The organism is Bacillus sp. NTK074B, from assembly GCF_017303375.1.
Classification (GTDB): Bacteria; Bacillota; Bacilli; order Bacillales; family Bacillaceae_B; genus Rossellomorea.
This window is the reverse complement of sequence record NZ_JAFKOH010000010.1, coordinates 158,995-182,168: the sequence shown is the minus strand read 5'-3', so window position 1 is coordinate 182,168 and position 23,174 is coordinate 158,995. Positions and strand designations below refer to the sequence as shown.

The following is a 23,174-nucleotide window of genomic DNA, read 5'->3' as shown; positions in this document are numbered from 1 at the left end:
GATGACGGGATCGAACCGCCGACCCTCTGCTTGTAAGGCAGATGCTCTCCCAGCTGAGCTAATCCTCCGATATGTAATGGTAAGTTATTTTACTTTCGCAAAAAATTTGGTGACCCATACGGGATTCGAACCCGTGTTACCGCCGTGAAAGGGCGGTGTCTTAACCGCTTGACCAATGGGCCATTCTAATGACTTGCTCTCAAAGACAAGTATTACTATATCAGTTAATTTCGCAGAAGTCAACTTCTAATCGACAGTTTGATCGAACTTTTTTTCTACCTATTTAATTAACTTTTTGTTAGCCGAAAAAGAATATACCACATTCTCAAAGATTATATCAATAGGAAATCCAAAAAAGTTGAACATCTACATTATGATTCAGCATATATATTATCCACTACTGTGTGTTTGATCTTCACTCAATCATCATATTTAGCATTTATTATTCTCTAGAGGTCCGTCCCTCATATACGATGAGGGACGGACCTCTTTGCATTATGCTTGTTTACACACTATTCGTAGGCGGTGAATAGAATAATAGTAGTTTAAGAATGGGGTGATGGAATGATGGATTTTCCCACGATATTATGCGGTCCGATTGTTCGCCGGGTGGAATCTGAAAGAGTTTTTATTTGGATTGCTTTAAGCAGGCCTTATGATATTAAAGCAGAGTTATTTAAAATAGAGCGTGAAAATGGATCTCAAGTTTTAGACTATATGAAAATAGACTGTGAGTCCGAGACGAATACGATTCAAGCAGGAAAGAACTTATATATCAGTTTGATTTATGTATCTCCAGAAGAAGGATCTTTCCCTGTTAACGAATTACTGGGGTACAATTTATGGTTTCGAAATAATGGTGACACCCTGAACTTGGGCAGCTTTGATTTACTATCCCCTTCTCATCCACAATCGATTGTCTACGGAACTCTAGCTTACCCTACCTTTACTATTAGGGAAGGTACTCCATCAAATATTCTCTATGGTTCATGTCGAAAGCTCCACGGGTTGGGAAAAGATGTGTTAATAGAAGCAGATCAAATCATCGCTTCATCCCCTATTCATTCTGTTAGACCTTCCTCCCTATTCTTAATGGGGGATCAAATCTATGCCGATGATGTCGCAGATCCCATAATCAAGATCATCTCAAGATTCGGGGAAGAATTGGTGAATCGAGAAGAAGACCTGGGTTTTGTTGAACCCGGATTAATGGAGGAGCCTTTTAGAAAGTGCCTTAAACAGATCAATGGGAGGCAACTTATTACGGAACATTTCTGTAAGTTCACTTCGAGAAAAGCTGCCAATCATCTGCTAAGCTTTAATGAATATGCAATCATGTATATGTTGTCGTGGAGTCCCGTTTTGTGGGAACTCGCCCATAAGGAGGGTCTGTTTGACACCTTTCAAACTGCATTGAATAAGAATGCAGTCTATTTCGCCTCTAAAGATTCACACACTTTAGAGCATACATTAGAAATGAAACAGCTTCAACACCGCTACCAATCGCAGATGAAAGAACTGGCTAGACTGGAGGAGGCTTTATACGCTGTCAGAAGGGTATTAGCCAATACACCGACCTATATGGTGTTTGATGATCACGATATCACGGATGATTGGAATTTGACAGAGGATTGGAAAATAAATGTATGGAACGCACCATTAGGCAGACATGTGATAGGTAATGGTTTGGCGTCTTATTGGCTATTTCAAGGCTGGGGGAATGAGCCTGATACGTTTTCCCATTTCGGCAAAACCATACAAACGTATTTTGATTCTTTCCAAACCGGTTCACTTCCCCACTCCTATTGGATTTATTCTCTATGGAATTATGATTCCTGGCATTACTCCTCTCCCACTTCACCTAAAGCCCTTTTTCTCGACACCAGAACCCAGAGAAGCTACTCAAATCACATAAAATCCATACAAGTAGGTAACCGGGTAGATGATGAACAACTTAGTCCAAACCTCCTCAAACGTGAAGGCTGGAAAATAGCTGGAGACAAATTGAAAGCGTCCGGCTGGCATGCAGGTGAGCCCTTAATTCTTGTGTCCCCTTCTCCACTTTATGGCATAGGGTTAATCGAAAACTTTCTGCATGACTACATGCTTCCGCTCAGCAGGCTTGGCTTGCCTGTACAAACCAACTTTGACCTGGAGGCTTGGAAGTACAACGGGAAAGGTTTTAGCGATTTTCTTCATCAAGCAGCTGCTTGGAATCCAAGTGACTGTATTATTCTATCCGGTGATGTTCATTCAGCTTCATCGGTACAATCAGATATTACATTCAGGGATGGAAGAAAACTGAAGATTCATCAGTTTACAAGCAGCCCCATAAAGAATATGAGCTACTCTGGTATACCTGGCGCTGTCATGAAGCTCATGATTTCATTGAATGCTAAAAAAAGGATCAATCGAACCATTCACCGCTACTGTAATCATGAGTATAAACTTTTTAAAAAAGCTGATGAAAGCAGCATCTCTTCTGACTATGTGTGGAAAGAGAGTATACGCTATCAGTATATAAGCGACTCTTCCATTATTGAAACGAATAATAATATAGGTGTGTTTTCTTATACATCAGCAAGGGATGATGTGGCCGTTCCGTCATCACAGATCATCGTCTAAAGATGAGGGAGCTGCACTCTTATTTTTATAGTAACAATCTCGTATTATGGGCACACTTATTCACTAGCAATGCCTACCTATCTCGTATCTATTATTATACTAAAATAAATCTGTCCTTTTATAGAAGATCCTTCAATTTCATTTTGTGATAGGTTATTTTTTGCTGTAATTTCATTTTAATTTGTGAATCCAGGCATCCTTCAAGTAACATTTGGTGATAGTGAATTCTCACCGAGTGCCATCTGAATTTTAAAGCTGATAAAATCTTATTATGTTTCATCATAATCCTCCTTTATGATCATAAGTCGCAGGAGTCCGTTTTGGAAACTGGCAAGCATCGTCTCTTAGGACATTAGCCCCTATAGTTTTGCGTCATCATTTTTCAATGATTTTGCCTTTATCGTATGATTTATGAGTTATATAAATAATTCACCCGAAGTAGTCAATAACTAATGAATAAATTTAACCATTCAGATGATAACATAATTGATACTGTTACGTACGTTATATTCCCAAAAGAATACTTCAGGATAACCATTTGTTTAAGAAGAATGTCCCCTCATAATAGAGAAGGTGAATCATCCATTTAAGCAAAGGAATGTCTGAACCCCTTATCTCATAGACTTAAGGTAAAAGAAGGGAGATGGTCTCAATGCTTGAATGGAGTGCGGCCATAGCAGCCGTCGCATTTACGATCCTCGTTGTGTATTTGATTCTGACATTAAGGAGGGTCATGCATACACTGGACGAAACGAAGAAGACCCTCGCTGATACGAGGAGCGCCGTGAATGGCATTACAGAGGAAGCAGAAGAACTGATTCATACGGCCAATCAAATTTCCGTTGATGTCAAAGGGAAAATGAAAGCCGTCGATCCGCTGGTGGAATCCGCACATGATGTTGGGGATATGATTCAGAGTGTGACAAGCTCTGTGAAAAGGGCAGCGTCGCAAAATCGTACCCCTAAGACCATTCATGCTCAGGAAAGCAAGCCCGTTCAAATTAAATTGAAGTAAGCGAAAAAGAGGCGATAGGGCCTCTTTTATTTGAGTCTATGCGATTCCCGCCCCGCTGCCGGCAACCTCCCATAACCAATAACCATGCATCAGGCAAATAAAGCTATAGGATACCGCTGCGGTGATGGATACAAATAGTAACGCTTTCGAAGATCGTTTCAAAGGGTTGAGGTGATAAAGAAGGACGAGCAATAAGACGGACAAGCCTCCCTTGAAGAGCAAAAACAGCCATGGATCAGTGTGGTACAGGGTATTCATGAGAGGGTTGGATTCGGTTATATGTCCGTAATGTAATCCATACATCGTGAGGGATGCGTCTAAGAGGTTGAGGAGTAAGATATATAGCAGCAGGTATCTCATATTCTTGATTCTCCTATTCATTATTCACTGATTGTTCTTTATAATGAAGTACCCGAATTCCAATAAAGAACAAACCTCTACATAAAAATATCTGGTCTACCGCTTTTAAACAAACGTTTAATGAGCTCTATAATCATTAGTATGGAAAAGAAGATGCCCGCTATTCAAACGTTTGTTTAAAAAATCCACAAAAAAATCCCACCCCTGGCAAATAGGGTTGGGATAAAGAATCAAAACGCAAACCATGTCATTCTATTTATGTTTCTTTTTCTTCTTTTCTTTTTTTCCCTTCTCATCCACTTTGACTACCACGGTAGTCAACGGATCCAACGTCAATGTATCTTTTGTCATTGTAAAACCGGACTTCTTGGAAACAGGCTTTGTTCCCGCTTCATCGTTATCGACGACTACTTTTCCTTTGGAGAAGTCGTAATCTCCGATAGAGAGAGTCCGGGATTTGTTGTCGGCATTCACAAATACATAATACTCACCCGTATCATCCGTCGACACGTTCTTATAAGCAAGCAGTAAGTCCGTATCAGCGATTTCAGGGATATCCATCAGGGATACATTCTGATCGACAAGCTCTTTGTCGCCGAGTCGGAACGCATTGGTGGATCTTCTCAGCTTGATCAATCCTTCTGTGTATTCCCGTGTGGTTGTGTTGATTTCGTATTTCTTCTTGTTCGTTGTTTTTTCCCAGTCAAACATGTTGATGGCGTCGGAAGAATCGTATGAGTCGTGGATGAAGTAGCCGAATGGATCTCCATTTTCGTCCTCTAGCTCATGATATTTCTGTTCCGGTACGCCTTCACCAAGCCACTGCTTAGTCCTTCCATATTCCTGGCCGGCGTGAAGGAAGGCCGTTCCCTGGGATGTCAGGATCATAGAGTTCCCCAGTCGGATCCGTTTGTGGATTTCCAGATTATTTTCCGGAATGGCCGGGTCCTTTTTGATCGATTGGGCAATGACGTCGTACAGCGGCAGATTATCGTGAGCCGCGATGTACTGGACCATGTCGCCGGGATCGTCGTCAGCCGTGTTGCCCGGCTGGCCTTTGATGTTGTTGAAAATGGTGGTGATGTCACGCGCTCCCCCAGTCAGGAATCGTGGCTCACCTTCTGAACCGAATCCAGATTTCAGTTCGTTACGGATTTCGTCAGAAAAGACTCCAACATCATCGGTTTTGTCCATCCAATCCTGGTCGGCTCCCATACCTTTTAAAGAAGGATCTGAGAGGTGACCGGCGAATGTTCTCCAGCCTTCCCCGATGAACAGGGCGTCAGGATTGATTTCAGCCGCTGCGTCGTAGGCTTTCTGGATGGCAGGATAACTTGCATCCCCCATCATATCAAAGCGCATACCGTCGATCTTGTATTCGTCGAACCAGTATTTTACCGAGTCCACCATCAGCTTTTCAGCCATCACATGGTTGGTGGCGAGGTTATTCCCAAAGCCTCCCAGGAAGTTCCCTTGATCATCCTGGAACGCATAATAATTCGGAACGATGTCGTTCAATGTGCTTGTTTTTGCCATATGGGTGTAGACGACGTCGAGGACGACTCCCATCCCTTTATCATGGATGGCATCGATCAAGCGCTTCGTTTCTTCGATTCGTAGTTGCGGATCAGTAGGATCCTGTGAATACGCACCGTCCGGGGAGAAGTAACTGTGAGGATCATAGCCCCAGTTGTACTCATTGCCCCCCGCTGAATATTCAAGCTCCCGTTCACCCATCTTCGTCTCATCACCGTAGTACCAGGCCATGATCGGAAGAAGCTGGACGTGGGTCACACCCATTGACTTGATGTAATCAAGCTTTTTGATGAAGGCATCGTACGTCCCCCATCGTTCCTTTTTCAAATCCTTCTCGATGGACGGGTCGGAGGTGAAGTCACGGACATGGATTTCATAGATGACCGCATCCTCCCGTTTTTCATAACCGTCGATGGAGGCATGTGTGAATTTCTTAGGGTCCGTCCCCTTCAAGTCGACGATCGCCGCTTTTCCGACGTTGTCGCCATCAGGTCCTGCTTCACCCTCTGTGTTGACGGTGAAGGCTGCCATGGATTTGGCGTATGGATCGAGTACTTTTTTCGTTACGCCATCATTGGTTACTTCGTATTGATAGTAGTAACCCTTCAGATCCTTCACTTTTAAGTCTTTCGCTTTCACGTCTGTCGTCCAGACGCCTTTTTCACCTAGCGTCAATTCCACGCTGTCGATTTTCGTCGCCGCATCTCTTTTATCATAGAAGTTCGCGATCACTTTGCTTGCTTTCGGTGCCCACAGTTTTAACGTGGCATTTCCTTTTTTATAAGTGGCTCCGAGATCGTCGCCATCGTAGGCATACTTATTGTCGATCAATCTCCATCCCGCTGCTGCGGAAACCGTTCTGCCCGAGTAGGTGATGGAAAGGGGAAGCTTTTTCAGATCAAAGTCTGCTTTCACTTCTACTGTTTTGTCCCCGGTGATCTTGGCACTGTTGATTGTCACGCCGGCTCCATCACTGTCTTTAATAGTCAGACCGGATTGTAAAGCTTCTTCCGTCAAGCCATCCGTCATCGTGAAATTCAAGCGGATCGTATCATCTGAAATGACTTGGGATGATACCAGTCCCGTCGCCACATCACCATGTGGGGAAATGAAGACGCTATCCTCACCCTGCTTCACCCATAGCTGGTTATATTTATCAAGGAGGTTAAAGGTCTTGTCTCCTCCGTCCTTCTCCCCTGTTGCCTCATTCAGCACAAGGAAGCCGATCTGTTTGGCATCGTCACTCAATTCAATGTCTACATATGCACCGTAGCGATCCTTTTTTGAAAAATCCAGTGCGCCCGTCGGCCAGTTCTCTGTCGGGGATTTCACATCTCCCCACGTCCAAAGACCGAAGTTTTCATACTTCCCGTCTTCTCGGTCATAGTGGATGCGGACCGTGTTCTCAGGCAGATCAACCGGCTCATACGTATACACCTTATCCGAACCCTGCTCGATCCAGATTTCATTTACGTCAGGATTTGTGATCGAGAAGGCTTTATCTCCGCCGTCCTTACCCCCATCGCCTTTCGTCACATCCATGACAAGGAATCCGATGTTTTTCGCCCCTTCAGCAAGCGGAACGTCAATGTATGCCCCGTAGCTGTCGGTTTTTTCGAACATCGTCGCTCCTGTCGGCCAGTTGGCAGAAGGTGACGCGACATCATTCCATAACCATGCACCGAAGTTTTCATAGTTGCCGTCGGTGCGGTTGTAGTGGATGCGGAGATTGTTTTCAGGTACAGGTTCCGCTTTCGGATCTTCTCCTCCACCGGCTACTGCACCGGTGACCTTCCCGCCTTCAACAGTCAGAAGGGCCGTACCTCCGTCCGCTTTGGAAGGCAGGGTCAGTGTTACTTCATTCGTCCCACTAGTATCGTAGGTTTCTCCAGAGTAGGCGTTGGTCACCACTGCATCAGGAGAATCCACCGTCAACGTGATTTCTTTCGCTTCATCCGCTACGTTCAATCCAACGTATACGGAGTCGTCTTTGTAGTCTCGGGAGAACACCAGGAACTTGTCGCTGTTTGAACCACCTAAAGTCGTTCTCTCACCCTTTGCAAAAACATCCGAATGGACCCCCCTGAAGTTCAGGATCTTTGTATAGTGATCCAGTACATCATTATTCTCTACATCATCCCAGTTCAGGTCATAGCGATTATCATACTGAGGATAATTATTCGCTCCGCTCTGCCCAAGCTCTTCACCGTAATAAATGACCGGCTGTCCTTTTGAGGTCGCCTGCAGGGAGGCAGCAAGCTTCAGCTTTCCTTTGTCCCCGCCAAGCGAATACAGGAATCCGTCTTCATCATGGCTTCCAAGGAATTGTCCCAGTGTGGCCGTGTTATCGATCTTCCCGTTTCGGGCCGTCAGCTTATCATTGGCAGCTTTCAGGTTGCCATCCACAAACTCACGGGCGATATCCTTGAATCCGAAGTCGAGGAGGGAATCCATCATCCCTGTATCAAGGTAGCCGTAGTCATTGTCAGCATTCGCGCCCCATGCTTCACCGATCATTTTGTGCTTCGGCATTTTTTCCGTGATGGCGTTCTTAAAGGCCATCCATGTCGCGTCTTCCACATGCTTCACCGTATCAACACGGAAATAGTCGATCGTATTGCCTTTATCCGTTTTCGCTTTCTCGATCCAGTCGGTCTGCCAGTCGATGATCTGCTGGCGCACTTCAGGATCTTCCGTCATCACGTCAGGAAGCCCGGCCAGTTCACCCACCACTTCATCTGTCCCGACATTGCCCTGACGAAGGATATCGCTGTATTTTTCACGCTCGGCGTCCGTCGGGTATCCGGCGGGACGCTCATCCGCAGGCAGGTCCCCGTCGATTTCTTTCAATCCATAGCCTGTATGGTTCAATACAACATCCACCATGATCTTGATGCCACGATCGTGGGCCTCGTCGATCAGGTTATGGAAATCGTCCATGCTTCCGAAATGAGGGTTGAGCTCACCGAAGTTGCTCGCCCAGTAGCCGTGGTAGCCGAAATAAGGCTCCCCCTCTTCCCCTTTTCTCACATCGTACTTCACATTCTCCACAACCGGACTGATCCAGATCGTGTTCACACCAAGCTTATCAAGGTAATCAAGTTTTTCCGTAATTCCTTTAAAATCCCCGCCTTGATATGAACCGCGTTTAGTTTTATCATAGTTTAAACCATAAGGATCATCATTCGATGTATCTCCGTTAAAAAATCGGTCTGTCAGCATGAAGTAGATGATCGATTCATCCCAGTCAAGGTCGGAATTTCCGACGGACTGCCTTGCTTTCACTTCGATTTCAGTATTTCCTTTATAGACGTTTCCGTAAGAGTCCACTGCGGTTAAAGGAATCGTCTTCGTTCCTGCCGTAATGTCATCATCTACAGAAAGGGTCACTTCATTCAAGGAGGGATCGATTTCAAGCTTCTCCGATCCGCCTAATGAAGAAACATCTGCTGTAATTTTTTGAATCTCTAAACCATCTGTCAATCCTTCGATCTCAACATTCAAGACAGCGTTTTCATTATAATCCACTGCTGCAGGAGCCACGGAACCCATCACTGTCAGATCGGCTTTTTGGAAATCAAGAACCGATTTTCCGTCAATCGTATTGTACGGATCGCTCAATTCCGTCGTCACGCCATCTTTTGTGACTAAAAAGCTGTACTCATTTTTCCCGTTAGGAATGTTATCGTATGGCAGAACAAAACGCTCATTCTCCGGCTCATACGTCATTTCCTTCGTTTCCCCATTGTACTTTAATTCGACTTTCTCAATCGTATCCATTTGATCGTTTTTAAAAAGGTCCTTGTCACGATAGTAGAATGTCGCGTTCCCCTGATCGATGATCGGAGCGGAACCATCCGGAACGATGCGGACTTTCTCGACACCGCTTGTTATGTATGCCTTGGTGAGAGTGTCGTTCTTGTTCACCTTAATGAAACGGTCTCCGAATTCCTTCTCCGCCGTACCCCAATCCTCGGTGCTGCGAAGGACAAATCCGAACTGCTCCGTTGCAGGTCCCACGGCAATATTCGCTACCGCCACTCCGTTTTCATAGGAGTCGAAGTTGATTTGATCATTCTTTACCCCTGTATTCCATGCCCATATGTTCCAGCCGTCGTACGTTTCGTCTTCACGGTCATACGTGAAGCGAACCGTGCGGTCACCGGAATCCGCTGCTGTCGCCGTTTCATTTCCGTCGGCAACGGCAGAAGCCGCCGGAGCAAATGGTGACCACAGACTGATCAGCATCATCAATGTCATCATGATCGAGAAGTGACGCTTGGTCATTTTCTTCATTCTTGCTTTCCCCCTTGTAATTGATTAGTAAAATAATAATAATAGAAGTACTCTTGATGGATTGTGGAAACGTTTGCATAATGATACAAGCATAAGAGAGACCCTTTAACGCCTCCCCTACTTCTCAGCTTCGTACCGTCACCACCGAAAAAATGCAAACGATTGCAATTATATGTATTTTCAATTTTATAATAATTTTAGAGGGATGGCTATATGACAAATGGAGTGTTTCGAAAGTACGAGGGTTAGGAAGAGCTGTTATAAGGAGCTTTTGTTTATAAAGAGTGGCTACGGGCTTAATACTATAAGATAGATGAAATTAACCGAAAAAAAGAGGAACAAGTAAAGGACCTGTTCCCTCTAATGTGACACGATCCATTTGTTCACGCAGTTGAATCATGTTGTCTTTCAGTCTTTTTGAGATTTTGCATAATGCTTGAATGGATTTTCCTTTGTGATGACTGAGCTGGAAGACGATAGCGTCAAAGAGCAGCTCCATTTCTTCATGTATGGCCATGGCCGATACATTGTAAAGGTGGATATTGGCATAGCCTGTTAAGTCAAAGATGGCAGATTCGATATAGGGTTTGAAGCTCTCCAGTAAAGCAGGGAAGCCAATGGTCAATCTGGTTAACCCATCCCTGAGACCTTCAATGGTTCCAGCCAGTTCATCGATCGGTTCCAATGCGGAAGATACGTATGAGCGGATTTTGTCATCGAAACCTGAGAAAACGCTGATGAGTTTTCCATGCAAAGTCCCGCTTAATACTATGTTCACCGTTCCCTTTATTTGCGCTGATATCAATTCCAGTGAATTCTCAATGGCGAACGCAATCCCGGTCAAGGTTCCCAACAGCGGAAGAAGCAGTCGGTGTGAAACTCCTTTGAAACTTTCAAAGGATCTTTCCAATAGTACATCCTTCACCATCATCCCTATAAGCATATGATCAGAGGATTGCAGAATATAAACGTTTTTCTTCGGCATCGTCACCGTATGTTGAACGGAAGCCCCAGATGAAATGCTGGTACTTAAGGAGGCATCCCGCTCACCAAAGTTCGTTCCCAAATCTGAAACCTGTTGTTTGAACCCTGCAATGTTACTATTCAACTTAGCAGTATTATGGTTGATAATTTTGTAGTGTGCGAGAATATCATTTACAAGAACGTCCTCAAGAATATCGGTCACCTTCATGCTGGGCAATCTCTTCTGAATGGGTCAAGTATTCCTGAGCATGACCAAGCCTATCCGCAACCTCCCCTTCCATGGATGCGGCCAACAGGTTAAGGTTGCCAGGAGTGATTTCGATTCTATCTGAATGACTGCTATAAAGGGGTTCGCCGGTCCAGATGCTGGTCAAGATGTGGGCATCAGCTTCGGCATAGATTTCACCATAACCCGGTTCTCCCTTTATACCTATGACGTATTTACCTCCCTTGGCAAATCCTGTGTGATTTTTTTCAAGGTGCTAAACTTTTCACCGATCTGAGGTATGCCTGTTGATATATCATACCTCTTACCAGGGATGCGTGAAACTAAATTCAAGGCAATGAGTGTGCCAAGAAATTTATTATCTGCTTCAACTAAGTAAGAGTTTGCCGCTTCAAGTTGAGCAGGGGTTAAATCACTTAATAACTGCACATCTAATACATCTTAACTTCCATTTTCGGCCGTTGCATCTGTTCCGACAAAGACAACCGTTATTTCACTTGTGTTAATATTCTTTACAGTAAGCACATCAAGTGCTGTTGGATCATTATAATGAATCCCAGGGTACCGCTTCTGATAAAACTTGGTCCCTTGGAACCGAACAATCCTCGATGCCTTTTTCTATCCTGATAAGAAGCCTGTTCCGTCAGCACTGGCTGTGAAAGAGGACCTGCCTTCCTTTTATGAGGATCCTGAATGTTTCTCAAATACGGAGGATACCAAAGTGACCGTCTGCTCACGTGGAGAAACGGATCATCCCAAATATACGATCGCCCCCGTCGGCGGTTCCCACTCGTGGCATTGGTTCCCTGCACTGGAAGAGTTGTCTTAGAAGATGAAACTTTAAATCGATATCTACAAATAAAGATGCCTGCCGTTTCTCGGATGAGGATTTTGACGGGCTGTTGAATGAATCGTGCATGGATTGGAATGAGAAGGTACTGGAGATGCTGAAGTCCAACCCGCCTGATATTGCTTTCTCGACAACGAACGTGCCGGACGTGGACACGGTTCCCCAAGGATATTTACATCAATAAAAGAAACACGACGGTACCACACGCATCTTTGCTGTCCGTGACAATCCGGCGATAGAAGGCGATCAGCCGCAATGTGTTGAACTTACTGAATGTCAAATAAGGAATGAGCAGCGCCAAAATCTCACCCTGGCTGAACTCCCATACACGTGCCAGCGTATCAAAATACTTTCAGGTCTGATTCACCGCAGTTTTGTAAACGGAATAGGAAATTGATAGAGTAAAAAGACTGATCAGGACACGCAACAAAGTCTTTCTTACAGGTGTTATCAGTACCTTTTTCGCCAGAAGAAACGAGAACAAAATGACGAATGGCAAGTGAGGTATAATTGCCCCTACAGGGAAAGCGCACAAAATTGCTGCAGGGGGCTTGCCTGGTTATTCTGAGCGAGATAATCCACGGCACTTCTGGCCAAGTACCAATTCTGTACATAAAGAGCGGACGAAAATATCTCGGCTATGATTTGCTTCCACTGCACCTGAGGCATGATAAAGATCGAACCCACTACGGTAAAAAACAGAACTGTAAACGCGATGGGGAACAATCTGCTGGCAAGCCCCAACCAATATTCAAACAGTCTTTCTATTGTAATGGAGGAGTGTAAATGATTTACGACAAGAACATTAGAATACTGTAAAGTTTTCCATGAGATTTGTCGAAAAATATTGTTTTATAGTTCTACCAAAAACTATTTCCTTTTATTTTACAGATTATTATAATCATATAAGGAAGATCATTCCTATACTTATAGATTCCTGAAGGAGAATGAACATGATCACGAAAAAAACGCTGACCGCATCCATCCTGGCAACCTCTTTGGTGTTTTCCAGCAGTGCGCTCTTACAGCCTCAACATTCTGTATTTGCTGCACAAACCATCAACTATCAGCTTGAACTGAACCAATTCGCCGCTCATTATGCGAAGATCATCCGTACGCTGGAAGGCTACACGACGAAGATCGATGGGTCCAAATCGGAAAAAGAACAAATGAAACTGTACGATGAGTATCTGGCCTACTTCGATGGGGCGTTGGAGAAAGAGGCTCCGGTCAACCCTTCCAATGAAGCAATCGCAGCCATGGATGAATACATTTATAACAGTCTAATAGAAGTATATAACTCCGAAATCGATACCATCGACTACTTGAATGGCGACATGTCAGAACATGACTACGACATCGCGATGAATGATATGGAAATCAACGTCGAGAACATGGAGAAACAGTTTAAACAAGTAGCCATGACGTATAAAGGAAAACGTCACATCACGTTCAGTAACGACATGTACTATCTCTTGGGAGAAACGCCTCCTGCAAAAACAGAAGCAACGGGCACATACAAAGTGAAAAGCGGAGACACTCTTTCTGCCATCGCTAAGAAATATAAAACGTCCGTCAGTCAATTGAAGAAAATCAACCATTTGAAGAGCGACCGCATCTATGTCGGTCAGGTGCTGAAGGTCTCCGGTTCCGCCACGGCCCCTTCAAAAAATGAGTCCGCTGCACCAAAGACCACTAGCTATAAGGTGAAGAAAGGGGACACCCTCTCTGCCATCGCCAAGAAATATAAGACATCCATCAGCAATTTAAAGAAAATCAACCACCTGACAAGCGACCGCATCTATGTCGGACAAGTGTTGAAGGTTTCAGGATCTGCACCGGCTCCTTCGAAAAACGATACAGCTGCACCTTCCAAAACAACGACATATAAAGTGAAAAAAGGCGATACTCTATCCGTGATCGCCAAGAAATACCACACAACCGTAAGCAGCCTGAAAAATCTCAACAACCTTAAGGGCGATATGATCTACGTTGGACAGGTCCTGAAAATCGCCGGGGCAACCCAAACAAAGGATAAAAACCCTGCCCCTGCTAAAGTCACAACCCATACGGTAAGAAAAGGGGACACCCTTTCCGCCATCGCAAAAAAATATAAAACAACAGTCTCGAAATTGAAGAAGGCGAACAAATTAGTCAGTGACCGGATTTATGTGGGGGAAGTGTTGAAGGTTCAATAAGAAGATATTAGAGAAGAAGCAAGTAGTGGTTACTTGCTTTTTTTCTGGTGTCTTGTTTTTTATGTCAGTATAAACCCCAATGAGAATGGCTACTCCTCATCGATCAATAACCCTATCGAATACGCAGCCACAGTAAAAAAATTCAATGTATAAGCAATTCTTCCCAGTAAAGAATCTTCTAATAGATAGGCCGTAACAAATGACCATGATCATAAAACATGTGGTAAGAAATGTTCGTTTCATTGATCTAAGCAGCCTCCCCCGTTTCAGCAGCAGCGGACCTGCGCCTGAACCACATAGCCCCAATCATAGAAAGAATGCCGAGGAAAGCAAGGGCGATCAAAGACACCCATCCTCCTTTTTGATACGGAAGATCTGTATAGTACCCATGTGTTTCATCAGAAAGTCCTTTAATCCATTGCGTTTCCAGCTTGTTCTTAGTAGCAGGCGTGAACTCACTTGTTTTAATGACCCCATTTTCATTGATGCTGAAGGTCTTATACTTCGCATGCTCAGAATTCGGTGACTTTTTCAGAGTAACGATGAATGACTCCCTGCCCGTTTCCTTCTCCACCATCACCTTATATTGAATGGCCTCATCAAACGCACCCATATCTTCACGCCCGGAGTCGACCTGAAACCCTTTGAGCGTTGCTTCCGGTTCATCCTTCACCTCAAACAGAATATTCCCGCTCTTTTTACCCGATTCCTCATCTTCCTCGAGAAACGTATTCAACTTCACCCCATGAAACACCTGAACCGAATCCACCACTCCATCCTTCTTTAATGAACGATATTCATAATCATTCTCGTATTTATTCTGATAGAAAGTCTCCCTGACGCTTTGAACCAGAAAATATAGAACGATGGAGAACATTAGTAATCCTACGATTGAAAGCAGAGCACTTGCATAGATAAGACGTTTCGGTTTACTGACATTCATGGGTTTCTCCCCTTTCCTTCTTCTAGAGATTTCATGAAAAAATAGTATATGTATCTATTCTAGTAAAAAAGGGGAAATACCTTGTTGGGATGAGAAAAAGGAGCAAGGGGACGGTTCTTCTGCTTCCCGCACGATGCTATGCTTGTGGAAGCAAGAGAACCGTCCCCCTGCTCCCCCACCCCACGAGCCAATCTTGGAAATCCCGATCGAAAGAATGAAAACAAATAGAAATGCGGATAACACGCTCACCTCCCCCCACCACGTTCATACTTACGAAAACTCCCTCGAACCCTATTCATAAACTCCTTCACTCTCCTTGATGGGACACTATCCTTCCTCCTGATCAATGAAAGGTGAAGCGATTCATTTTCGGTTCCCGTGATCTCTACAGGGATGATCGGTTGACTCGAATAGGGTTCACGGGTCCGAAACGAATAATCCATCCCCAGGGTCACCGCCACCCCACTCTGGACCGCCCTCTTAATGGCCTCTATGTTATTGGTCGTAAAAAGGATATCAAGTGGGCCATAAGGGGATAGCGTATCATGTGCAAATTGCTTAATATATTCATCATTGTACAAGACGAGCGTTTCCCCGATGAGCTGCTGCGGTGTGAGCTCGTCAAAGGATGCCAAGTGGGAATGTTCGTGAACACCCGCAACCATCTTTCCTTCCATAAGCTCCTCCGCAACCAGTTCATGATGCTGAACATCGAACGATTCTGAAGTTAAAATCAAACCAATGTCCAGCTCGTTGTTCTCGACTCCTTCGATGATCTTCACCGGCCCTATCTCATGAATCTCTACTTTCACGTTCGGATTATCCTTCTTATACGCAGATACCACATCAATGAGAAGGTTGATGGGACCGGGGATGATGCCGATCTTCAGCTCCCCGCCAAGGGTATCCGTGCACCGGTTCGCTTCTTCCTTCAGATCTCCAATGGCAGCCAGGACATTGTCTACTTTCTTCATAATATTCTTTCCATCAGCGGTCAACGCAGTTCCCTGACGATTACGGATGAAAATCTGGACGCCCAGCTCCTGCTCAAGCTTACTGATGGACTGGCTCACGGCTGACGCACTCACATGCAAATGCTCCGCCGCCTTCGTCAGTGCCCCTGCCCTTGCCACCTCTGCCACATGCTCCAACTGTTCGATATTCAAGGTCCGTCCCTCCTTAAGTATTACTTAACTAAATGTTAGTTTTATTAAATTATAATAAATTTATGTGAATGGTAAAATCAATTTAGATGTAAAAACAAGGAGGAAATACACATGGCAAAAAGAGTAGCTGTGATTACGGGTGGAGCAAGCGGGATCGGAAGAGAAACGTCTCTGAAGTTTGCTAAAAAAGGAGACCGGGTTGTCGTTGCGGACTTCAATGAGGAGTTAGGTAATGAAACGGTGGAGATGATCCGCTCCAATGGCGGAGAAGCCATCTTCATTAAAACGGACGTTTCCAAGCATGAAGACGTAAACAGCTTAGTCGAGAAAACAGTCGGTGAATACGGCCGGATCGACATCATGTTTAACAATGCCGGAATCGGGTCACCTACACCAGTTCTCGATATGAACATGGACGCTTATCATAAAATCATCGATATCAACCAGCACGGCGTCGCTTACGGTATCTTCGCAGCTGCTAAGAAGATGAAGGAACTGAACATCAAAGGTGTCATCATCAATACCACTTCTGTATTCGGGGTACTGGCATCACCGAACACATTTGCCTACCACGCCACTAAAGGAGCCGTGAACATGATGACGAAATCAGCGGCACTGGAACTCGCTCCTTACGGAATCCGTGTCGTCGGCATCGCACCGGGTGTCGTGGACACGCCGATCATCCAAGGCTATAAAGACCACGGCATCATTGATTCTATGAAGGCGAAGGTGATGGGGAATAAACTGACCCAGCCTGAGCAGTTGGCCAATGCGGTTTATCTTCTATCGTTGGAGGAAGCGGATGCGATTAATGGTAGTGTTGTGATGGCGGATGAGGGCTATGCTTCGTTTAAGTAAGAACGTGGAGTGGGAGCCTGCTTTTCCCCTCACCCCTCCTCAAAAAAAATCTTCCCGGTAACCTATTAGATTATCGGGAAGATTTTTAATTTAGTAGCCTTCCATACACATGTTCAAAAAGAACTCCAACTACAGAGTTCTCCCTCGAATCCAATTATCGCTTAATAGCTTTTTCTACTTTATCCTTATTAAAATAAACATCATACTCTGGATATTTCGCTTGTTTTTTGCCAAATCCAGGGACATGTTCTGATACATAACAAAAACCCTGACTTCATTCTTCGATCTCGTATACTCATAATCGTAAGCGCTAAGTTTGAGTCCGCCGAATGCAATAAACGACTTCAGTATTTAAAATGCGTTCAATAACCCTGCAATAATAAATATAAAGCTGATTCCGAACCAAATAAAACCACTAATCGGTCAATCATCCAAGAAATAAAAAGCTGAAGTTTTCAAGCAATGGAGCGATTCTTTACAATATGCAGCAATATGAAGAGGCCCTTCTTTACTATAAAAAAGTCATACAAGCCATGAACACAACGGGACAACTGCAGGATAAATCGATTAAAACCAAAATTTTTTACAGTACAGCCAGAGTCCTGACACGTTTAGGTGAACTTGAGGAGTCAACAGACTACTGTGTCAAAGCCATTAAATGGTGCTTTGAAGAAGAACTTCTTTGGGGACTCGGTGAACTTCATTATCAAATCGGCTACAACTTCGAGTTGAAAAAGGACTATGCCCAGGCACTTCCTTACTTTCGACATGCCCTGCATATGTTTGAAATACGGAAAGATGAGCCTTACGTTTCCTTTCTTATACCAAAGATTGAGGAAATCGCCAAAAGAATAGATCCGGCATAAGCACATACCATTGCCTATTCCTTTTCCTCTTCAATAAAAAAGCCGATGGCAAAGGCCGCCTGAGTGAAGAAGCAACCCCCCAACGCTATACCCGCTATATCAGAGTCTTCAAACAGAAAAAAAAATAGCCGCACATAAAGTGATGATGATACTACATGTATAATTAAAAATCTTTTTCATTCTTTCCACTCTTTCAGCATGCATTTCAACTGGAAAGGAAGGCTGCTGGATTTTACTTTGTAACATTTGCTCTACGTCGAGCAGCACCCGATACGGAACTAATAATAAAGAGTCCCCTAGTGAACGATATGCTAATCAAGGATAGAGTATATCCCAGTTGTAGGGTAATCCCGTATAATTTCCAGCTTAGTCTTAGTATCGGTGGTGAAGGTACTCTTCTTAATAAGGGAAAGGTCCCTTATCCAAAAAGACGGTGGATCATAAATCTAACGGATTCGATTTTAAAGGACAACAGTTGAATTCGCACTGCTTTTCGCATAGTAATGTTCAATAGAAGGAATAGACACTTCAGCAGTGAAATGAACACGTTATAAAGCCCGGGGCCAGTATATTTCGATCTTTTTTATCATCATTCTTTATGGACGATCCGCACCCTCATATTGAATAAGGAGAGCCGCTTCCCTGGCGTTTGAAAATTAGCGGAAGAATTCCGGTTAAATCGGAAAATGCGGCTATTTCACGAATATTAGCCGGAGTTTTTCCGCTTATTTGAACAATATCCGTTGAATATTGTGCCATATTGAGCAGTTAAGCGGAAAAACTCCGCTTATTTCAGCGTTTTAACCCTCCTCCAGCTGCCTTAGACGGAATTTCTCCGCTTATAAATCTGCCGCCAAAATGGAATCATCTAAGCAGTATGCTTCATTGCTAGTTCAACCATCATTTCCCCAACAATCCGTCCTAAAACTCTTATAAGCACATTAATCACCTTGATATATTAACCAAAATTAGCAGTCCAATTCAGTTACGAATTGGACTGCTAATTTACGGACAAATCAATTTTTTGTACTCGGAAACAGAACCCGTTACCATTAATCCCACCGTCTTCCTTAGCGTGGGCCAGGGTACCTGTCCCCGCGTCCCCTTATTGCTGCTTCTCGAAGTAGTAGTTCAACCACTTATGCACTTTTTCCATCTTCTCGACTACTCGATCCTTCACCACTGGATTCAGTGTCTCAAAGGAATTGATCAGTTCAACGGTCTTCTCAAATTCTTTCTCTACCTTGTCTTTCTTGAGAGACTGATCCGGCCGCTTCATCATTTTCTCCCATTTCCGAAGATTATTCTCAAGATCTTTTCCTTCTTCTTTGTTAACAGCTCCCTTAGGAATATAGATAGACGCCGTCTGTTCCTTCAACTGCTTGACCGTAGCTTGGACTGCCGCTTTCGGATCTTCCCCGGGATTCACAGCCGCATTCCGCCACGGACCTTTCCCCAATGCGTCCACAGACGGGGCACTGGCCTGACCGAAGGCGAACATGTTCACACCTGACGTTCCATGACCTGCTGCTAACACATCATTGACGGCTGCCTTTTCACCCAGATGGTGGTAGAACGAGTAGATTCCCGTATAATACATCATCGACGGTGGCGTCAGCTTTTTACTGGCAATTACTGTGGATTGGATGCTGTTGAAATCATGTCCATATGCCTGGGGGATGACGCCATCTATGTCCTCGACCCAATCGCTGATCAAAACGGCCTCTGCCCCCGGTTCAGGAGTGGCCGTCACCATGAACGCAGGATTAATGTCTTTACTCTGCACATGAAGCTGATCGACAAACGTGTTTTCCTGTTCACGAAGCCAGTTTTCCCACTCTTCCCATAACGCATCGGACTCCTCTAAATCCATTGGATCGACGCCAAATTCCGCTTCGAAACGTTCACGGTTCGAGGCACTGAAACCATAGCTCTTATCAAATGGATGGTGCGGGTAACGCATATAATCGATATTTACACCTGTGATCTTATAGTCCTCTTGCTGTTCTTTATAAATATCCAGCATAAAGTCCTGCACATCAGGATTGGCGATGTCGAGCCAATAGTAGTTACTGCTGGAGTCACTTCCAGGTGTGCCCGGCTCATCATTCCGCTGTACCGCGCTCCATTCAGGGTACTTTTTGAACTGTGACGGCAGGCCAAGGCTGCTGTGGCCGATCATGAAGCCATCCGTCCACGATTGAATCGTGATCCCCCGCTTCTTCCCTTCTTCGATAAAGGCTTTCAGGATGTCTGAACCGTATTTCCCATAGTCCTGGTTGGCGAAGTTCGGGTGCTGCTTTGGCAGACCGTAGGCTTCCATCGTGTCACTCGGGAAGATCGTGTACCCCCAGAAAGTGGTTTCGAGATAAAGAGAATTGAAGCCTGCTTCTTCCATCCGGTCCAGCGTCGTGATGACGTCATCCAAATCCTTCTCTTCCGGTCGATACCAGATGGCACGCTGCTCACCCACTTCAGAAGGAAGGGAATAATAGTAGGCGTCGTAAGCGACCTGGGTTGCTTCTTCCGTATATTCCAATGCCTTTTGAGGATCTTCACCCTGGATGTCTTCTGCTTTTTTCAATAACTCTTCCGCTTCCTTTACAGAAGTATGTGCTTTCTTAAACTCTGCATCGATATACTTTTCCTCCGCATGAGCAATGCTTTGCTTCGCTTCCTGCAAGGTTTGTTCACTTTTAAAAATATAGGTGGATGCGTCGCGGATCAATTCGATTTTGCCGTCCGCATCATACTCTACTTTCATCCCAATTTCTGCTTTTTTCAGATATTCTGCTTCGGTTCCGTGTCCGCTTACGACAAATCCGTTGGCCGGGATGCTGCTGTCCCCTCCGCCGATTTTCGTGACGACTCCATCGGTTACGGTGATTTCATATCCATAGGGGTTCGTTCCGGTGCTTGAACCAAAGGCAGGAGTATACAGCAATAGCTGGTTGGCTCCACGATTCCCTGGGAACGGGGCTCCCTCAGGGTTGGATTCGTCGGTTGGGTCGATATCGTCTAATGTATTGGCATAGGTCCTTTCAACCGGTTCATTGATTGAAACGGTCTCTCCCTTTTCCAGGCTCTTCAGGAAACGCATGATCTCATCAGTCGTTTGCGGGCCCGTCGACAGGACGACCCCATCTTCAGGAATGGCACTGTCCCCCTGCCCCGAGGACACAACATGATAACGGTTCCCCTCATCCTTCTTGAGAATCACTTCATACGAGGACCCGTTTGTTTCGGTATAATAACTGAACGTCGGATCAAACACGACAAGCTTGTTCGTATTGTTGCGGTCATTTTCTGCATTGACGATCATGCTGATTCCGTCCTCATCCACAACCTTCGTCGCTTCCCCTTCGTCTGCTTCTGCTGTGAGGGCAGGAGCCTGAAAAGCCGGGACTGTCAGTGCGAGGGCCATGGCCGACATTGTCATTTTCTTTCCGATTAACCACTTTTTCATAGAGTACCTCCATATAATCGTTTTATATGTATGCGCTATCATGATGTGGCCATTTTATTCTATCATAATTTTCTGAATAAAAGGAATAATTCTTCAGAATAGATAGTTAAGATGGATATATTCTTCATTTTTAGACAAATCAAAGGTTGATTTCCAGACCTTTTGACTTATAAAACATCCGGAAAGATCCCCTATAAACAGGGATCTTCCTCTATATCGCCCCGACCTCAGGCCACTTCAATTCAATCCCTTCTTCCACAAGCAGTGCCTGAAACTCCCGCAACAACGCTTGATCCTCCCTCACTTCTCGTGGCAGGACGCCTTTCTCCATGGCAAAAGCCGCAAGATATCCTGCCGACTCCCCGATATTCCATTCCACCGGATGCACCCTGAAGCAGCCGTTCGTAATATGGGTAGATCCGATATTCTTACACGCTGGAAGCACATTGTTCACCCGGACCGGCAACAATACCCCCAAAGGAATCTCAAACGGATAGCTCTCCGCATAGAAAAATGCATTCGTCTCCGTCGTCGGATGCAAATCGATCCGGTAGCAGCCGATCCCTACAGAATCGTCCACGTGTTTGATGCCGTCCCTCGTATTGGCATTGATGTCTTCCTCGACGACCGTCGATACGGCTTTGATTCTCCTCGATTCGCGGATATAAGGATATTTCGCGATACCATCCTCTGTCCCGAGAATATCCCCCCGTAACCGCAGTCCAGGGTACCCTATGCCCCCTTCCGGCCTCGGAGCTTCCGTTTGCAGCCAGTACAGCAGGGAAAGACTCAGCTGCTTCGACTCATGTATATGCTTTTCCCGCTCTTCATCACTGACATCGATGATCGAACCGCTCCAATAATCGTTCTGCGGCCAGTTGATGAGAGAGATATCCCCTTCATAGGCGCCATCAACAAAAAGGCTCGGGTCCACAATCCGGCGATAATCCCACAATCCCCACAGATCTTCATGATGGAACATGGCAAATTCCTTCGAACCACCCGTATGGGCATCGGGGGCGAACCAGCTTAACTGCTGGTGCTGCAAGAAGGGAGCACGATAGTCTTTCCAGAACTCATATTGTTCAGGCTTTTCGATGACAAAACTTCCGCCTTCTACATAATCCACTGCGAACACATACGTGAAGGACTGCATATCCTGGGGTCTTGCTTCTTCCGGCGCATGCAGCTCGCCCGTATCCCTTTTGGCTTCTGCCCCGGTGACGTATTCCACGCCTGCCAACGGCAAAAGCTCTCCGGTTTCCGTGGCATCCAGAAAACACTGGCCCTGCAGGACTTTGAAAGGTCCGTCCCTATGCTGAACGGTAACAGATTGAACTTCGTCTCCATCCACGTCCGCACCGGTCACTTTATAATTAGTAAGAATTGACAACCTCCCGCTGCTCGTAAACGGAACCAGCATTTCCTGAAGGACGGCAAGGGCCACTTTCGGTTCATGGCAGAGCCTGCTGACCCATCCCTTTCCCGGATTCAGCCGTTCATCCCGCCTCGCCTCTTCCTTAAGAGGATAGTGACGACGGTAGTACTCCCGCACCCGGTTCCGGAACTCACGGTACGTCCCCGTGCAGCCAAACTGCTCGATCCACTGGTGCTCATCCGGCGGGACCGCCTGGCTCGTCAGCTGTCCGCCGATCCAATCGGTCTCTTCGGTCAGGATGACTTTTTTCCCTCGTTTGGATGCTGCGAGTGCAGCCGTACATCCACCGATCCCGCCACCGATGATGATGATGTCTGCTTGTAAGGTCTCCATTCCTTTCACCCCTA

14 protein-coding genes, 1 tRNA gene, 1 pseudogene and 1 riboswitch are annotated in these 23,174 nt (G+C 45.2%); of the genes and pseudogenes, 7 read left to right on the top strand and 9 right to left on the bottom strand.

Annotation, left to right across the window (positions count from 1 at the left end; genetic code table 11):
- Nucleotides 1-107: 107 nt before the first annotated feature.
- Nucleotides 108-182, bottom strand: a tRNA-Glu gene (locus JI667_RS17040).
- A gap of 382 nt (nt 183-564) precedes the next feature.
- Between JI667_RS17040 and JI667_RS17035 the strand changes: the two genes are divergently transcribed.
- Together JI667_RS17035 and JI667_RS17030 are read left to right on the top strand one after the other, a co-directional pair.
- Entirely contained in the window at nt 565-2,625 is a 2,061-nt protein-coding gene (locus JI667_RS17035) for a hypothetical protein (RefSeq protein ID WP_206857340.1), read from the top strand.
- 319 nt (nt 2,626-2,944) lie between these two features.
- Nucleotides 2,945-3,031, bottom strand: a riboswitch (cyclic di-GMP riboswitch).
- A gap of 246 nt (nt 3,032-3,277) precedes the next feature.
- Nucleotides 3,278-3,640 carry a DUF948 domain-containing protein gene (locus JI667_RS17030; RefSeq protein WP_206857338.1) on the top strand — a complete coding sequence of 121 codons (363 nt, stop codon included), beginning with the start codon at nt 3,278-3,280 and terminating at the stop codon, nt 3,638-3,640.
- Between the two features lie 36 nt (nt 3,641-3,676).
- On the opposite strand, the gene JI667_RS17025 is transcribed toward JI667_RS17030, so the two are convergent.
- The 3 genes and pseudogenes from JI667_RS17025 to JI667_RS24050 all read right to left on the bottom strand — a co-directional run.
- Nucleotides 3,677-4,000 carry a DUF5658 family protein gene (locus tag JI667_RS17025; protein WP_206857336.1) on the bottom strand — a complete coding sequence of 108 codons (324 nt, stop codon included), beginning with the start codon at nt 3,998-4,000 and terminating at the stop codon, nt 3,677-3,679.
- Between the two features lie 252 nt (nt 4,001-4,252).
- Nucleotides 4,253-9,832: a pullulanase gene (locus JI667_RS17020; protein WP_206857335.1), complete on the bottom strand. Its 5,580-nt coding sequence runs from the start codon at nt 9,830-9,832 to the stop codon at nt 4,253-4,255.
- Between the two features lie 319 nt (nt 9,833-10,151).
- A pseudogene (locus JI667_RS24050) lies at nt 10,152-11,591 on the bottom strand (hypothetical protein); the annotation flags it as partial.
- Between the two features lie 31 nt (nt 11,592-11,622).
- Here JI667_RS24050 and JI667_RS17000 point away from each other — a divergent pair.
- Together JI667_RS17000 and JI667_RS22995 are read left to right on the top strand one after the other, a co-directional pair.
- Complete coding sequence (locus JI667_RS17000) at nt 11,623-11,871, top strand: hypothetical protein (RefSeq protein ID WP_206857331.1); 249 nt, start codon at nt 11,623-11,625, stop codon at nt 11,869-11,871.
- A 73-nt stretch (nt 11,872-11,944) separates the two neighbouring features.
- Nucleotides 11,945-12,076 (top strand): hypothetical protein, encoded by a 132-nt coding sequence (locus tag JI667_RS22995; protein ID WP_280515506.1) that lies wholly within the window; start codon nt 11,945-11,947, stop codon nt 12,074-12,076.
- Here the strand turns inward: JI667_RS22995 and JI667_RS22990 are convergent.
- Complete coding sequence (locus JI667_RS22990; protein WP_280515505.1) at nt 12,065-12,193, bottom strand: hypothetical protein; 129 nt, start codon at nt 12,191-12,193, stop codon at nt 12,065-12,067. The genes JI667_RS22995 and JI667_RS22990 overlap by 12 nt on opposite strands.
- Before the next feature lie 652 nt (nt 12,194-12,845).
- Between JI667_RS22990 and JI667_RS16995 the strand changes: the two genes are divergently transcribed.
- Nucleotides 12,846-14,090, top strand: a complete 1,245-nt coding sequence (locus JI667_RS16995) for a LysM peptidoglycan-binding domain-containing protein (RefSeq protein WP_206857330.1) — start codon at nt 12,846-12,848, stop codon at nt 14,088-14,090.
- A 247-nt stretch (nt 14,091-14,337) separates the two neighbouring features.
- Here the strand turns inward: JI667_RS16995 and JI667_RS16990 are convergent, their stop codons facing one another.
- Together JI667_RS16990 and JI667_RS16985 are read right to left on the bottom strand one after the other, a co-directional pair.
- Nucleotides 14,338-15,033, bottom strand: coding sequence for a hypothetical protein (locus JI667_RS16990; protein WP_206857326.1), 696 nt, complete (start codon nt 15,031-15,033; stop codon nt 14,338-14,340).
- Nucleotides 15,034-15,278: 245 nt separating this feature from the next.
- Nucleotides 15,279-16,199: a LysR family transcriptional regulator gene (locus tag JI667_RS16985; protein WP_206857325.1), complete on the bottom strand. Its 921-nt coding sequence runs from the start codon at nt 16,197-16,199 to the stop codon at nt 15,279-15,281.
- Between the two features lie 111 nt (nt 16,200-16,310).
- Between JI667_RS16985 and JI667_RS16980 the strand changes: the two genes are divergently transcribed.
- Together JI667_RS16980 and JI667_RS16975 are read left to right on the top strand one after the other, a co-directional pair.
- Complete coding sequence (locus JI667_RS16980; protein ID WP_206857324.1) at nt 16,311-17,057, top strand: SDR family NAD(P)-dependent oxidoreductase; 747 nt, start codon at nt 16,311-16,313, stop codon at nt 17,055-17,057.
- A gap of 446 nt (nt 17,058-17,503) precedes the next feature.
- Nucleotides 17,504-17,923 (top strand): tetratricopeptide repeat protein, encoded by a 420-nt coding sequence (locus tag JI667_RS16975; protein WP_280515509.1) that lies wholly within the window; start codon nt 17,504-17,506, stop codon nt 17,921-17,923.
- Nucleotides 17,924-19,028: 1,105 nt separating this feature from the next.
- Here JI667_RS16975 and JI667_RS16970 read toward each other — a convergent pair.
- Both JI667_RS16970 and JI667_RS16965 read right to left on the bottom strand, forming a co-directional pair.
- Complete coding sequence (locus JI667_RS16970) at nt 19,029-21,389, bottom strand: glycoside hydrolase family 10 protein (protein WP_206857322.1); 2,361 nt, start codon at nt 21,387-21,389, stop codon at nt 19,029-19,031.
- 211 nt (nt 21,390-21,600) lie between these two features.
- Complete coding sequence (locus JI667_RS16965; RefSeq protein ID WP_206857317.1) at nt 21,601-23,160, bottom strand: FAD-dependent oxidoreductase; 1,560 nt, start codon at nt 23,158-23,160, stop codon at nt 21,601-21,603.
- Between the last annotated feature and the right edge of the window lie 14 nt (nt 23,161-23,174).

Excerpts from the sequence above, each read along its gene's own strand:
- JI667_RS17035 (WP_206857340.1), top strand. The coding sequence starts at position 565 with ATGATGGATTTTCCCACGATATTATGCGGTCCGATTGTTCGCCGGGTG.
- JI667_RS17030 (WP_206857338.1), top strand. The coding sequence starts at position 3,278 with ATGCTTGAATGGAGTGCGGCCATAGCAGCCGTCGCATTTACGATCCTC.
- JI667_RS17025 (WP_206857336.1), bottom strand. The coding sequence starts at position 4,000 with ATGAGATACCTGCTGCTATATATCTTACTCCTCAACCTCTTAGACGCA.
- JI667_RS17020 (WP_206857335.1), bottom strand. The coding sequence starts at position 9,832 with ATGAAGAAAATGACCAAGCGTCACTTCTCGATCATGATGACATTGATG.
- JI667_RS16995 (WP_206857330.1), top strand. The coding sequence starts at position 12,846 with ATGATCACGAAAAAAACGCTGACCGCATCCATCCTGGCAACCTCTTTG.
- JI667_RS16990 (WP_206857326.1), bottom strand. The coding sequence starts at position 15,033 with ATGAATGTCAGTAAACCGAAACGTCTTATCTATGCAAGTGCTCTGCTT.
- JI667_RS16980 (WP_206857324.1), top strand. The coding sequence starts at position 16,311 with ATGGCAAAAAGAGTAGCTGTGATTACGGGTGGAGCAAGCGGGATCGGA.
- JI667_RS16970 (WP_206857322.1), bottom strand. The coding sequence starts at position 21,389 with ATGAAAAAGTGGTTAATCGGAAAGAAAATGACAATGTCGGCCATGGCC.
- JI667_RS16965 (WP_206857317.1), bottom strand. The coding sequence starts at position 23,160 with ATGGAGACCTTACAAGCAGACATCATCATCATCGGTGGCGGGATCGGT.